Annotated in this window: 7 protein-coding genes; 5 read left to right on the top strand and 2 right to left on the bottom strand. The window is 63.9% G+C overall.

Features of this window, described 5'->3' with window-relative positions; genetic code table 11:
* Positions 1 to 106: 106 nt before the first annotated feature.
* Positions 107 to 3,046: a bifunctional [glutamate--ammonia ligase]-adenylyl-L-tyrosine phosphorylase/[glutamate--ammonia-ligase] adenylyltransferase gene (glnE, locus tag AC3WK8_RS20135; protein WP_103325738.1), complete on the bottom strand. Its 2,940-nt coding sequence runs from the start codon at positions 3,044 to 3,046 to the stop codon at positions 107 to 109.
* Between the two features lie 380 nt (positions 3,047 to 3,426).
* On the opposite strand from glnE, the gene aceE reads away from it, so the two are divergent.
* From aceE to msrA, 4 genes are all read left to right on the top strand, one after another.
* Complete coding sequence (aceE, locus tag AC3WK8_RS20130) at positions 3,427 to 6,072, top strand: pyruvate dehydrogenase (acetyl-transferring), homodimeric type (protein WP_053132405.1); 2,646 nt, start codon at positions 3,427 to 3,429, stop codon at positions 6,070 to 6,072.
* 11 nt (positions 6,073 to 6,083) lie between these two features.
* A complete protein-coding gene (gene aceF, locus AC3WK8_RS20125; RefSeq protein ID WP_103325739.1) occupies positions 6,084 to 8,045 on the top strand; it encodes a dihydrolipoyllysine-residue acetyltransferase in 1,962 nt (653 codons plus the stop codon).
* 314 nt (positions 8,046 to 8,359) lie between these two features.
* On the top strand, positions 8,360 to 11,053 hold the full coding sequence (locus AC3WK8_RS20120; RefSeq protein ID WP_085595575.1) for a sensor domain-containing phosphodiesterase: 2,694 nt from the start codon (positions 8,360 to 8,362) through the stop codon (positions 11,051 to 11,053).
* A 69-nt stretch (positions 11,054 to 11,122) separates the two neighbouring features.
* On the top strand, positions 11,123 to 11,770 hold the full coding sequence (gene msrA / locus AC3WK8_RS20115; protein WP_022640794.1) for a peptide-methionine (S)-S-oxide reductase MsrA: 648 nt from the start codon (positions 11,123 to 11,125) through the stop codon (positions 11,768 to 11,770).
* Positions 11,771 to 11,836: 66 nt separating this feature from the next.
* Here msrA and AC3WK8_RS20110 read toward each other — a convergent pair whose 3' ends face one another.
* Positions 11,837 to 12,682 carry a 23S rRNA (adenine(2030)-N(6))-methyltransferase RlmJ gene (locus AC3WK8_RS20110; protein ID WP_085595577.1) on the bottom strand — a complete coding sequence of 282 codons (846 nt, stop codon included), beginning with the start codon at positions 12,680 to 12,682 and terminating at the stop codon, positions 11,837 to 11,839.
* A 256-nt stretch (positions 12,683 to 12,938) separates the two neighbouring features.
* Between AC3WK8_RS20110 and AC3WK8_RS20105 the strand changes: the two genes are divergently transcribed.
* A complete protein-coding gene (locus tag AC3WK8_RS20105; RefSeq protein WP_053132415.1) occupies positions 12,939 to 14,210 on the top strand; it encodes an O-acetylhomoserine aminocarboxypropyltransferase/cysteine synthase family protein in 1,272 nt (423 codons plus the stop codon).
* Positions 14,211 to 14,251 lie beyond the last annotated feature (41 nt).

Genomic DNA, 14,251 nt, shown 5'->3' with positions numbered 1-14,251 from the left:
CATACGCCTCCCCGCCTCGAGAATCCAGCACCGCGGCCTCAGCCGCCGGTTCAGTTTTGGCGAGCCGCAAGGCCCGCCGAGTACATGACGGCCCCTGTCAGGCCGCCTAGCTTAGCCCCAGCTCGCGCCAAATCCGCAACACTTCCCCCCGCTCGGTCACGAATTGATCACCGGTGATGATCCCGGCCTCATTCTGCAACGCCTGTCGATGAGCGGCGGAACGGTAGGCCTTGTAGACCTCGCGCAGCAGGCTGGCATCGCTCGCCGACATCAGCCCGACTTCTTCCAGGCCTTCCAGGATGCGGATGTTATCGGTATAGCGCAGCAATGACGGGTGCTCTTCGGACCACGCCAGGGCCGCGTATTGCACCATAAATTCGATATCGACGATACCTCCGGCGTCCTGCTTGAGGTCGAAGGGCACCGTGGCTTCGAAGGCATTGGCGGCCGTACCGGCGGCGGTCAGGCGACTACCCAGGTTGTCGCGCATCTTGGCGCGCATTTCGCTGACCTCCTGCCGCAGCTTGGCCAGGTCGCGATGCTTGCCCAACACCGCGGCCCGGACCTTTTCGAAAGCCTGGCCGACATCCTGGCTGCCCACCAGCACCCGGGCCCGCACCAGCGCCTGGTGCTCCCAGGTCCAGGCCTCGTTCTCCTGGTAACGCCCGAAGGCCCCCAGGGAACTGACCAGCAGGCCCGAAGCGCCGGATGGCCGCAGGCGCATGTCCACCTCATAGAGCTGGCCGGAGTTGGTCTGGGTGGTCAGCAGGTGGATGATGCGCTGGCCGAGCCGGGTGAAGAATTGCGCGCCATCGATGGGCTTGGGCCCATCGGTCTCGGCCTGGGGGTCGCCATCATGGATGAACACCAGGTCCAGGTCGGACCCGTGGCCCAGCTCGATACCGCCGACCTTGCCATAGCCGACGATGATGAACCCCGGATCGCACAGGGTGCCGTCGGTGCGCAGCGGTGCACCATGGCGGGCCACGGTCTGGCGCCAGGCCAGGGCCAGCACCTGCTCGAGGATCGCCTCGGCCAACCAGGTCAGGTAGTCGCTGACCTTCATCAAGGGCAGGCTGCCGGCGATCTCCGACGCTGCCACTCGCAGGCGATGGGCCAGCTTGAAATGGCGCAAGGCCTCCATCTGCTGTTCCAGGTCGTCCTCGGGAATCCGCGTCAGGCGCTCACGCAACTCGGCCGCCAGCTCCGGCGCCAGGGGCGGCTTGAACAGTCGACCTTCGTTGAGCAACTCATCCAGCAACAGCGGGAAGCGAGTGATCTGCTCGGCAATCCATGGGCTGGCCGCGCACAAGGTCAGCAGGCGGCGCAACGCTCCGGGGTTCTCGGTGAGCAGTACCAGGTAGGCAGAACGCCGAGCCACCGCTTCCACCAGGGGCAGCACCCGCTCCAGCACCAGGTCCGGGCTGGCATGCTCCACCGCCTGGGCCAGCAGGCGCGGAATGAAGGCATCCAGCCGTTCACGCCCCAGGCGCTGCATGGCCCGCAACTGCGGACTGCTGCGCAGGCTGGCCAGGGCCCGCAAGGCCTTGGGCGCATCGACGAAACCACCTTCCTGCAACTGGCGGCAAGCTGCCTCTTCATCCTGGGCTTCTTCCCACAACGGCAACCACTCGCCACCCACGACGACCTCGCTCTGGGCCCCCTCGTCCTCATCGGGATCGGCGATCACCTGGCGGAAGTGCCATTCCACCCGGGCCCGCCAATGCATCAGCCGTTCATGGAAGGCCTCCCAGTCGGCGAACCCCAGCATGAAGGCGATCCGCGCCTGATCCTGGGGATTGTCCGGCAGCATCTGGGTCTGGCGGTCGGCGATGGCCTGGATCGCATGCTCGGTGTAGCGCAGGAATTCATAACCCTCGCGCAACTCGCTGACCACCGCCGGCGGCAGGTAGCCCTGTCCTTCCAGGGTTCCCAGTACCTTTAATAGAGGACGCTGCTGCAAGCTCAGGTCGCGACCGCCATGGATCAGCTGGAAGGCCTGGGCGATGAACTCCACTTCACGGATACCGCCCGAGCCCAGCTTGATGTTGTCGGCCATGCCCTTGCGCCGCACTTCCTGCTGGATCAGCTGCTTCATGGTGCGCAGCGCCTCGATGGCGGAGAAGTCCAGGTAACGGCGGTAGACGAAGGGCCGCAGCAATTCCAGCAATTGGGCGCCGGATGCCTGGTCGCCGGCCACCACCCGTGCCTTGATCATCGCGTAGCGCTCCCAGTCACGTCCCTGGTCCTGGTAGTACTGCTCCAGGGCATTGAAGCTCAGGACCAGCGCCCCCGAGGAGCCATAGGGACGCAGGCGCATATCGACGCGAAACACGAAGCCGTCGACGGTCATCGGGTCCAGGGCCTTGATCAGGCGCTGCCCCAGGCGGATGAAGAACTCCTGGTTGTCCAACCCCCGCTTGGCCCCGACGGTCTCGCCGCCTTCGGGGTAGGCGAAGATCAGGTCGATGTCCGACGACAGGTTGAGCTCCACGGCTCCCAGCTTGCCCATGCCCAGGATGACCATCTGCTGCGGCTCGCCGCTGCGGTGGCCGGTGGGCACGCCGAACTGTTGGCAATGGCGCAGGTACAACCATTGGTAGGCCTGGTCGATGCAGGCATCGGCCAGGTTGGAAAGATCGCGGCAGGTCTGCACCAGGTCCGCCTGGCGGGTCAGGTCGCGCCAGATGATACGCACCTGCTGCCGGGTGCGCTGGCGACGCAGCACTCGCCCCAGTTGATCTTCGGTCTCGGCCGCCTGCACCGCCGCGGCGATCTGCGCACATAGCTCGCCCGGGGCGAACCCGCGATCCAGCTCGCCGGAACGGACCAGCTCCAGCAGCATCGAAGGATCACGCAGGCTCTGATCGATGACGAAGTCGCTGGCGGCACAAACCCGGGCGAATTCACCCCAGCGCTCGGTGCTCCAGTGCGCCACTGCGGAGTCATTTTCCAGGGCTGCCACCGCATTGCGAAATGATTGCTCCGCACGGCTGACCAGTGGCAGGAGAATCGCGGGGACTTGGGCAAGCGGGGGCAGGCTCATGGGCTATCCTTGATGGGCGTGGAACGTGCAGGCTGAGGGAGAGGTAGAGGACAAGCAGCGACGGAGTGTCGAACAAAAGTTAGAAATAGCTGAAAATAGATTTTTTTTAGCAGCCAGCATCAACCCACCATCTATTCGCGTCATTCATTGACCAAGAGTAACGATTATTCTCACAACACAGCAGGAGGCCACGAGCCATTCTTCTGTAGTTTTACTACTCGTCTATACATTCGAAAGGCTGAAACGGCCGATGATTTGTAGTAAAACTACACATCGCTGGAGCAACCTCCGGCAATCCAAGAATTCATAACGTCTGCCCACAAGGCCAGTCGCAAACTCAGGCAACCGATTCTGGAAGCCTTTCCGCCCTGGAGCAAGCCATGCAAGACCTCGATCCCGTCGAAACCCAGGAATGGCTGGACGCCCTGGAATCGGTTCTCGACAAAGAAGGCGAAGACCGTGCTCACTACCTGATGACCCGCATGGGTGAACTCGCGACCCGCAGCGGCTCGCAACTGCCCTACGCCATCACCACTCCCTATCGCAACACTATCCCCGTCACCCACGAAGCACGCATGCCTGGCGACCTGTTCATGGAACGCCGCATTCGCTCGCTGGTGCGCTGGAACGCGATGGCCATGGTGATGCGCACGAACCTGAGGGATTCCGACCTGGGCGGTCACATCTCCAGCTTCGCCTCCAGCGCCACCCTGTACGACATCGGCTTCAACTACTTCTTCCAGGCCCCGACCGACGAACACGGCGGCGACCTGATCTACTTCCAGGGCCACACCTCCCCTGGCGTCTACGCTCGCGCCTTCATGGAAGGCCGCATCAGCGAAGAACAGATGAACAACTTCCGCCAGGAAGTGGATGGCAAGGGCCTGTCGTCCTATCCACACCCATGGCTGATGCCTGACTTCTGGCAGTTCCCGACCGTTTCCATGGGCCTGGGCCCGATCCAGGCGATCTACCAGGCACGCTTCATGAAGTACCTGGAAGCCCGTGGCTTCATCCCTGCCGGCAAGCAGAAGGTCTGGTGCTTCCTGGGCGACGGCGAGTGCGACGAGCCAGAAGCCCTGGGCGCCATTTCCCTGGCCGGCCGCGAGAAGCTGGACAACCTGATCTTCGTCATCAACTGCAACCTGCAGCGCCTCGACGGCCCGGTTCGCGGCAACGGCAAGATCATCCAGGAACTCGAAGGCGTGTTCCGTGGTGCCCAGTGGAATGTCACCAAGGTCATCTGGGGCCGTTTCTGGGACCCACTGCTGGCCAAGGACGTCGACGGCATCCTGCAACGCCGCATGGACGAAGTCATCGACGGCGAGTACCAGAACTACAAGGCCAAGGACGGCGCGTTCGTCCGTGAGCACTTCTTCAACACCCCTGAACTCAAGGCGATGGTTGCCGATCTGTCCGACGACGAGATCTGGAAACTCAACCGCGGTGGCCACGACCCGTACAAGGTCTATGCGGCCTACCACCAGGCGGTCAACCACAAAGAGCAGCCGACCGTCATCCTGGCCAAGACCATCAAGGGTTATGGCACTGGCGCCGGCGAAGCGAAGAACACCGCGCACAACACCAAGAAGGTCGACGTCGAGAGCCTGAAGCTGTTCCGCGACCGCTTCGACATCCCGGTCAAGGACGAAGACCTGGAACACCTGCCGTTCTTCAAGCCGGAGACCGGCAGCGCCGAAGCCCGCTACCTGAGCGAGCGCCGCACCGCGCTGGGTGGCTTCGTGCCGCAGCGCCGCGCCATGAGCTTCAGCGTGCCGACGCCACCACTGGATACCCTCAAGGCGATCCTCGATGGTTCCGGCGACCGTGAAATCTCCACCACCATGGCCTTCGTGCGCATCCTGGCGCAGCTGGTCAAGGACAAGGAAATCGGCCCGCGCATCGTGCCGATCATCCCGGACGAAGCCCGTACCTTCGGTATGGAAGGCATGTTCCGCCAGTTGGGCATCTACTCCTCGGTCGGCCAGCTCTACGAGCCAGTCGATAAAGACCAGGTGATGTTCTACAAGGAAGACAAGAAGGGCCAGATCCTCGAGGAAGGCATCAACGAAGCGGGCGCCATGAGCTCCTTCATCGCTGCCGGCACTTCGTATTCCAGCCACAACCAGCCGATGCTGCCGTTCTACATCTTCTACTCGATGTTCGGTTTCCAGCGGATCGGCGACCTGGCCTGGGCCGCTGGCGACAGCCGTACCCGTGGGTTCCTGATCGGCGGCACCGCCGGCCGTACCACCCTCAACGGTGAAGGCCTGCAGCACGAAGACGGCCACAGCCACATGCTGGCCGGCACCATCCCGAACTGCCGCACCTACGATCCGACCTACGGCTACGAGCTGGCGGTGATCATCCAGGACGGCATGAAGAAGATGACCGAAGAGCAGCAGGACGTCTTCTACTACATCACCGTGATGAACGAGTCGTACCAGCAGCCAGCCATGCCCGAAGGTGTCGAGGAAGGCATCATCAAGGGCATGTACCTGCTCGAGGAAGACACCCGCGATGCCGCGCACCACGTACAGCTGATGGGCTCCGGCACCATCCTGCGCGAAGTCCGCGAAGCGGCGAAGATCCTGCGTGACGAATTCAACGTCGCCGCCGACGTCTGGAGCGTGACCAGCTTCAACGAACTGCGCCGCAACGGCCTGGCCGTGGAACGCAGCAACCGCCTGCACCCGGGCCAGAAGCCACAGCAGAGCTACGTCGAAGAGTGCCTGAACGGCCGCAAGGGGCCGGTCATCGCCTCCACCGACTACATGAAGCTGTTCGCCGAACAAATCCGCCAGTGGGTCCCATCCAAGGAATTCAAGGTCCTGGGCACCGACGGTTTCGGCCGCAGCGACAGCCGCAAGAAACTGCGTCACTTCTTCGAAGTCGACCGTCACTTCGTGGTGCTGGCAGCCCTGGAAGCCCTGGCTGACCGTGGCGACATCGAACCCAAGGTCGTGGCCGAGGCCATCGCCAAGTTCGGTATCGACCCGGAAAAACGCAACCCACTGGACTGCTGAGGAGACTTTCTGTGAGCGAACTCATTCGCGTACCTGACATCGGCAGCGGTGAAGGTGAAGTAATCGAACTGATGGTGAAAGTCGGCGATCGCATCGAAGCCGACCAGAGCATCCTGACCCTGGAGTCGGACAAGGCGAGCATGGAAATCCCTGCCCCGAGCGCCGGCGTGGTCAAGAGCGTGAAAGTGAAGCTGGGCGACCGCCTGAAAGAAGGCGACGAACTGCTGGAACTGGAAGTCGAGGGCGCCGCCGCTGCGGCCCCTGCGCCTGCCGCCCAAGCGCCGAAAGCCGAGGCCGCGCCGGCCCCGGCAGCGCCTGCCGCTGCGCCGAGCGCCGCCCCTGCCGGTACTTCGGTACAGCAGGTGCACGTGCCGGACATCGGCTCCTCGGGCAAGGCCCAGATCATCGAGCTCCAGGTCAAGGTCGGCGACAGTGTCGAGGCCGACCAGTCGCTGATCACCCTCGAGTCCGACAAGGCCAGCATGGAGATCCCATCGCCAGCCGCCGGCGTGGTCAAGGCCATCAGCGTCAAGCTCAACGATGAAGTCGGTACCGGCGACCTGATCCTGGACCTGGAAGTGGCCGGTGCCGCGGCCCCTGCCGCCGCTCCAGTCCAGGCCCCTGCGGCCGCGCCCGCTGCAGCCCCTGCCCCGGCTGCCGCTCCTGCGCCAGCAGCGGCCGACAGCGTGCAGGATATCCACGTTCCGGACATCGGCTCGGCCGGCAAGGCCAAGATCATCGAAGTCATGGTCAAGGCCGGCGACAGCGTCGAAGCCGACCAGTCGCTGATCACCCTCGAATCCGACAAGGCCAGCATGGAAATCCCATCGCCAACCGCCGGCATCGTGGAAAGCGTATTGATCAAGCTGGACGACGAAGTCGGTACCGGCGACCTGATCCTCAAGCTCAAGGTAAAGGGCGCGGCTCCAGCAGCCGCTCCGGCCCCTGCCGCACCTGCCCCGGCTGCCCCGGCTGCCGCTCCTGCGCCAGCCAAGGCCGAAGCCGCACCAGCCGCTCCAGCACCAGTCGCCGCAGCAGCTGCGCCTGCCAAGCCAGGTGCCAAGGTGCACGCCGGCCCGGCCGTGCGCCAGCTGGCCCGCGAGTTCGGCGTCGAACTGAACGCCGTGAGCGCCAGTGGCCCCCATGGCCGGATCCTCAAGGAAGACGTGCAGGTCTACGTCAAGGCCATGATGCAGAAGGCCAAGGAAGCGCCAGCCGCTGGCGCGACCGGCGGCGCAGGCATCCCGCCGATCCCGGCCGTGGACTTCAGCAAGTTCGGTGAAGTCGAAGAAGTGGCCATGACCCGCCTGATGCAGGTCGGCGCTTCCAACCTGCACCGCAGCTGGCTGAACGTGCCGCACGTGACCCAGTTCGACTCCGCCGACATCACCGAGCTGGAAGCCTTCCGCGTTGCCCAGAAGGCCGTGGCCGAGAAAGCCGGCGTCAAGCTGACCATCCTGCCGCTGCTGCTCAAGTCCTGCGCCCACCTGCTCAAGGAACTGCCGGACTTCAACAGCTCGCTGGCTCCGAGCGGCAAGGCGATCATCCGCAAGAAGTACGTGCACATCGGCTTCGCCGTGGACACCCCGGATGGCCTGCTGGTACCAGTGATCAAGAACGTCGACCAGAAGAGCCTGCTGCAACTGGCGGCCGAAGCCGCTTCCCTGGCGGAAAAGGCCCGGACCAAGAAACTCTCCGCGGACGAGATGCAAGGCGCTTGCTTCACCATCTCCAGCCTCGGCCACATTGGCGGCACCGGCTTCACGCCGATCGTCAACGCGCCAGAAGTGGCGATCCTCGGTGTTTCCAAGGCCACCATCCAGCCGGTCTGGGACGGCAAGGCCTTCCAGCCGAAGCTGATGCTGCCGCTGTCGCTGTCCTACGATCACCGTGTGATCAACGGCGCAGCCGCCGCGCGCTTCACCAAGCGCCTGAGCGACCTGCTGGCGGACATCCGCACCATCCTGCTGTAACTCGCGAGCCAGCCCTCCTGTCATGGGAGGGCTGGCATCGCAGCCTTTTTCGAGCGCCACGCTCGTACCTCAACCCCGTCAATCTGGCGGGGCTTTTTTTTCCGGAAAAACAACCTGGATCCCGCTGTGGAACGAGCCATGCAAGTGGCGCAAAGTAACTTTGCAGAAATCCCCTTACCTGCCGATATAAAGGTTTATAGCACTTGGCCTTCATCTCTCTTGTCAGTCGATGCGCCATGATGCAACCTTGCCGCAGGCAACAGTAAAGAGGGCGTGAGCCCGGCGCGATCAGCAATTTCGAAGCGAGTTTCCCCATGAAAAGCCAACCCGATGCCGCCAGCCGTATGGTGGCCGAGGTAGTGACGCAGTTGCCTGTGCCTTCGCGGCTCGGCATGTTGCGTTTCGAACGGCTGAATGAAGCGAGCTGGGCGCTACTGTTTCTCGATCCCAACTGCGAACGCCAGTTCGGCCTGCCCGCCGTGGAGCTCTGCGCCCTGGTCGGCTCGCCCTACGCCAGCCTGATGGAGCCCGAAGCGCGCTATCAACTGCATGACAATATCCAGCAGCAACTGGCCAGTGCTTCCCATTACCTGATCCGCTATACCCTGCACACCGCCCAAGGCCCCCTGAGCATCCTGGAACTGGGCGAAGCCTACAAACAGCACAACCGACACCTGCTGCGTGGCTACCTGCTGGTGGTCGAAGGCCTGTTCGGCAATAGCCCAACGACACCGACCCTGGACCTTGAAACCCAGAACAGCCGCCTGCAGATCGCCCTGGAACTCAACCAGCGGGCCCAGCAGGAACAGCTGCAACACCTGGAGCGGGTACGGGCCCAGCAGGACCTGATCCTGCTGCTGACCCGCCAGCGCTACAGCAGCGGCAACTCCCTGAAGGAAGCCGCCGAGCTGATCACCCGCAGTGCCTGCGACATCTACCAGATCGACTGCGCCAGCATCTGGGACCTGGAAGGCCAGCGCCTGGAGCCGATCGCGGCCTACCATCGCGCCACCCAGGAGTACCACCTGCCCGACGCCATCGACGCCAGCAGCTTCCCGGACTACATGGAAGCCCTGCACAGCTGCCGCGCCATCGATGCCCAGAACGCCATGCGCGACCCACGTACCCGGGAAATGGCCGAGAGCCTGCGCCCCCGGGACGTGAACGCCATGCTCGATGCCAGCATCCGCATCGACGGCCAGGTGGTCGGGGTGCTGTGCCTGGAACAGACCGGCACCACCCGCGCCTGGCAGTCGGACGAGATCGCCTTCGCCGGCGAGCTGGCCGACCAGTTCGCCCAGGTCATCAACAACCACAATCGCCGGGCCGCCACCAGCGCCCTGCACCTGTTCCAGCGGGCCGTGGAACAAAGCGCCAACGCCTTCCTGCTGGTCAACTGCGACGGCGTGGTGGAATACGTCAACCCCAGCTTCACGGCGATCACCCAATACAGCACCGAGGAAGTCCACGGTCACCGCCTGTCGGAATTACCGGCTCTGGAGAACCTCAGCGAACTGCTGTTCGACGCCCCTTCCAGCCTGGCCAAGAGCAATAGCTGGCAGGGCGAGTTCAAGAGCCGGCGCAAGAACCTCGAGCCCTACTGGGGCCAGCTGTCGATTTCCAAGGTCTATGGCGACAACCGCGAGCTGACCCACTACATCGGCATCTACGAAGACATCACCCAGACCAAGCTGGCCCAGCAGCGCATCGAGCGCCTGGCCTACACCGACAACCTGACCAACCTGGGCAACCGCCCTGCATTCATCCGCAACCTGGACGAACGCTTCGCCCGGGATAGCGATACCCCGATCAGCCTGCTGCTGGTGGACATCGACAACTTCAAGCGGATCAACGACAGCCTCGGCCACCAGACCGGCGACAAGCTGCTGATCAGCCTGGCCCGGCGCCTGCGCAATAGCCTGAGCCCCAGCGGCAGCCTGGCGCGCTTCGCCAGCAACGAGTTCGCCGTGCTGCTGGACAACACCGACCTGGAAGCCGGCCAGCAGATCGCCAGCCAGTTGCTGATGACCCTGGACAAGCCGATGTTCGTCGACAACCAGTTGATCAGCGTCACCGGCTCCGTGGGCCTGGCCAGCGCGCCGCTGCACGGCCGCGACCCACAGACCTTGATGCGCAACGCTGGCCTGGCGCTGCACAAGGCCAAGGCCAACGGCAAGCACCAGGTGCAGGTATTCACTGAGGCCCTGAACGCCGAGGCCAGCTACAAGCTGTTCGTCGAGAACAACCTGCGCCGGGCCCTGACCCAGAACGAACTGGACGTGTTCTACCAGCCCAAGCTGTGCCTGCGCAGCGGCCGGCTGCTGGGCATGGAGGCGCTGCTGCGCTGGAACCACCCGGAGAAGGGCATGATCCGCCCGGATCAGTTCATCAGCGTGGCGGAGGAGACCGGGCTGATCATTCCCATCGGCAAGTGGATCGCCCGCCAGGCCTGCCGCATGAGCAAGCAACTGACCGCCGCCGGCATGGGCAACCTGCACGTGGCCATCAACCTGTCGCCCAAGCAGTTCTCCGACCCGGACCTGGTGGCCTCCATCGCCGGCATCCTCAAGGAAGAGCAACTGCCGCCGTCGCTGCTGGAGCTGGAGCTGACCGAGGGCCTGCTGCTGGAAGCCACCGACGACACCCACCAGCAACTCGAACAGCTGAAAAAGCTCGGCCTGACCCTGGCCATGGACGACTTCGGCACCGGTTATTCGTCCCTGAGCTACCTGAAGAAATTCCCCATCGATATCATCAAGATCGATCGCAGCTTCATCCACGACATCCCGGACAACCAGGACGACATGGAGATCACCTCGGCGGTGATCGCCATGGCCCACAACCTGAAGATCAAGGTGGTCGCCGAAGGTATCGAAACCGCCGAGCAGCTGGCCTTCCTGCGCCGCCATCGCTGCGACGTAGGCCAGGGCTACCTGTTCGACCGGCCGATTCCCGGCACCGAGCTGATCGCCAGGCTCAAGCGCTATCCGCGCGGACCAATCGCCTGACAGCGTCGCGACACTCGGGCAAACTGCAGGTCTGAATAACGACAATCCAACTGACTGGAGGACTGCTACATGGTCTTGCGCTCGGAAATTCTGGTGAACAAAAACGTGCTTCCAACCAAAGAACAAGCTCTGCCTGGCCGTGAAACTCCAATGACCGTCCCGGAGGAGCATTTCGTCAACGGCAATCCGCTGCTGGGCCCGTTCCCGGGCAACGTGGACTTCGCCATTTTCGGCCTGGGTTGCTTCTGGGGCGCGGAACGGCGCTTCTGGCAGCGCGAGGGGGTGTTCAGCACCTGCGTGGGTTATGCCGGCGGCTTTACCCCGAACCCGACCTACGAGGAAGTCTGCTCGGGCCTGACCGGCCATACCGAAGTGGTACTGGTGGTGTACGAGCCGGAGAAGGTCAGCTACCAGCAACTGCTGGCGATGTTCTGGGAACTGCACAACCCGACCCAGGGCATGCGCCAGGGCAACGATATCGGCACCCAGTACCGCTCGGTGATCTACACCACCAACCCGACCCAGCTGCAGCAGGCGCTGCACAGCAAGGAGGTGTTCCAGGCCGAGCTGACCAAGGCAGGCCTGGGCACCATCACCACCGAGATCGAAGAGGCGCCGACCGTCTACTTCGCCGAGGCTTATCACCAGCAGTATCTGGCGAAGAATCCGGAAGGCTACTGCGGCATCGGCGGCACCGGGGTGACCTGCCCGATCTAAAGCAGCTGCAAGCTGCAAGCCTCAAGCTGCAAGTGGTAGCGCTGCAGCTTGCTTGCAGCTTGCAACTTACCGCTGCTCTTCGGCGATCAGCCAGTCCATCTGCCAGCCGCCCTGGGTCTGGCCGAGCTTTTGCGACAGCCAGGGCAGCAGCTCGCGCAATTCCTCCTCCAGGCCCCACGGCGGGTTGGCGATGGCCAGGCCCGAACCGTTGAGGCTGTTGGGCGTATCCAGCGGATGCACCAGCAATTCCACCCGCAGCAGCTTCGGCGCACCAGTGCCGGCCAGGTCCTGGTAGAAACGGCGCAGGGCGCGCTGGTCCTTGACCGGATACCAGATGGCCGCCACGGTCTGGCGCATGCGACCGATGGCCTCCTTCATCGACGCGGCGCAACGCTGCATCTCGTCGAGCTTCTCGAACGGCGGGTCGATCAACATCACCGCCCGCTTCTCCGCCACCGGCAGCAGCGCCCGGGCCACATGCCAACCCTCGCCCAGGTGTACCGCCACCCGCCGATCGCCCTTCATGTTGTCCTTGAGCAGCAGGCCATCCTCGGGATGCTTCTCGTTGAGCAGCGCCCGGTCCTGGTTGCGCATCAGGCGCCGGGCCAGCTCCGGGGAACCGGGGTAGTAGCGCAGCTCGCCATCCGGGTTCAGCCGGCGCAGCACGCGCATGTAGTCGGCGGTCAGCTCTGGCAGGTCGTCCGCGCCCCACAGCCGGGCGATACCTTCCAGGTACTCGCCGGTGCGTGTCGCCTGGTCGCCCTTGAGGTCATACAAGCCGATGCCGGCATGGCTGTCGATATAGGCGAACGGCTGTTCCTTGCGCGACATCAGGGCGATGAGGCGGGTCAGGGTCAGGTGTTTGAAGACGTCGGCGTGATTGCCGGCATGGAAGGCGTGACGATAGTTCATGGTTGCTCCTGCGCAGGAGCGCAAGTTTACCCTGTGCCATGGACCGCGTCAGGACAGGCCATCGCATTTGCCCAGCACGGCGCGCCAGCTTGCCCATCCGCCACGCCTGATGGACACTGACGCGCCTGCCCGTGGCCAAGGGGCAGGTACACCAAGCGGTTGCTGGCGACTCAGACACAAGGGACCACTGACTGCTGTACGGGCACGACCCTGCCTGGCTGTGCTCATTAATGGACTGCTACTGAGTTGAGAATTTATGAAAGACGCAACGATTGCGCTGCACCATGGATTCAAGTCGGACCCCGCCACCAAGGCCGTGGCCGTGCCCATCTACCAGAACGTCGCCTTCGAGTTCGACAACGCCCAGCACGGTGCCGACCTGTTCAATCTCGATGTGCCAGGCAACATCTATACCCGGATCATGAACCCCACCAACGATGTGCTGGAACAGCGCATCGCCGCCCTGGAAGGCGGAGTCGCGGCGCTGGCGGTATCGGCCGGTAGCGCCGCGATCCACTACGCCATCCAGACCCTGACCCAGGCCGGCGACAACATCGTCTCCACCCCGCAGCTGTACGGTGGCACCTACACCCTGTTCGCCCACCTGCTGCCCAGCTTCGGCGTCGAAGTGCGCTTCGCCCGCGACGACTCCCCCGAGGCCATCGCCGAACTGATCGACGACAACACCAAGGCGGTGTACTGCGAGAGCATCGGCAACCCGGCGGGCAACATCGTAGATATCGAAGGCCTGGCCCAGGTCGCCCATGCCCGTGGCGTACCGCTGATGGTGGACAACACCGTGGCCACGCCGATCCTGTGCAAGCCGATCCAGTTCGGTGCCGACATCGTCGTGCATTCGGTGACCAAGTACGTCGGCGGCCATGGCAACGCCCTTGGCGGAGTGATCGTCGACAGCGGCAACTTCCCCTGGACCGAGCACCCGCAGAAGTTCGCCAGCCTCAATACCCCCGAGCCGGCCTACCACGGCGTGGTCTATACCGAGAAGTTCGGCCCCGCCGCCTTCGTCGCTCGCGCCCGCACCGTGCCGCTGCGCAACACCGGCGCGGCCCTGGCGCCCATGAATGCCTTCCTGTTGCTGCAAGGCCTGGAGACCCTGGCCCTGCGCATGGAGCGCCACACCGACAACGCCCTCAAGGTGGCGCAGTTCCTCAAGGCCCACCCGTTGGTGGCCTGGGTCAGCTATGCGGGCCTGGAGGATCATCCGCACCACGAACTGGCGCGCAAGTACATGCAGGGCAAGCCGTCGGCGATCCTCTCCTTCGGCCTCAAGGGCGGCTACGAGGCGGGCGTGCGCTTCTACGATGCGCTGCAGATCTTCAAGCGCCTGGTGAACATCGGCGACGCCAAGTCCCTGGCCTGCCACCCGGCCTCCACCACCCACCGGCAGATGAACGAACAGGAACAGGCCAAGGCCGGGGTCAAGCCGGAAATGATCCGCCTCTCGGTGGGTATCGAAGCCATCGAGGACCTGCTCGAAGACCTGGACCAGGCCCTGCGCCAAGCCTGATCCAAACCGGCCCCGCCCGCACCGGCGGGGCTCCTTGTTCC

It is taken from the genome of Pseudomonas sp. FW507-12TSA, from assembly GCF_058781435.1.
The sequence above is the reverse complement of the archived record's forward strand: the minus strand, read 5'-3'. Positions and strand labels throughout refer to the sequence as shown.

Coding starts and splice junctions, on each gene's coding strand:
- AC3WK8_RS20110 (WP_085595577.1), bottom strand. CDS start 12,682: ATGAACTATCGTCACGCCTTCCATGCCGGCAATCACGCCGACGTCTTC.
- msrA (WP_022640794.1), top strand. CDS start 11,123: ATGGTCTTGCGCTCGGAAATTCTGGTGAACAAAAACGTGCTTCCAACC.
- aceE (WP_053132405.1), top strand. CDS start 3,427: ATGCAAGACCTCGATCCCGTCGAAACCCAGGAATGGCTGGACGCCCTG.
- AC3WK8_RS20120 (WP_085595575.1), top strand. CDS start 8,360: ATGAAAAGCCAACCCGATGCCGCCAGCCGTATGGTGGCCGAGGTAGTG.
- glnE (WP_103325738.1), bottom strand. CDS start 3,046: ATGAGCCTGCCCCCGCTTGCCCAAGTCCCCGCGATTCTCCTGCCACTG.
- AC3WK8_RS20105 (WP_053132415.1), top strand. CDS start 12,939: ATGAAAGACGCAACGATTGCGCTGCACCATGGATTCAAGTCGGACCCC.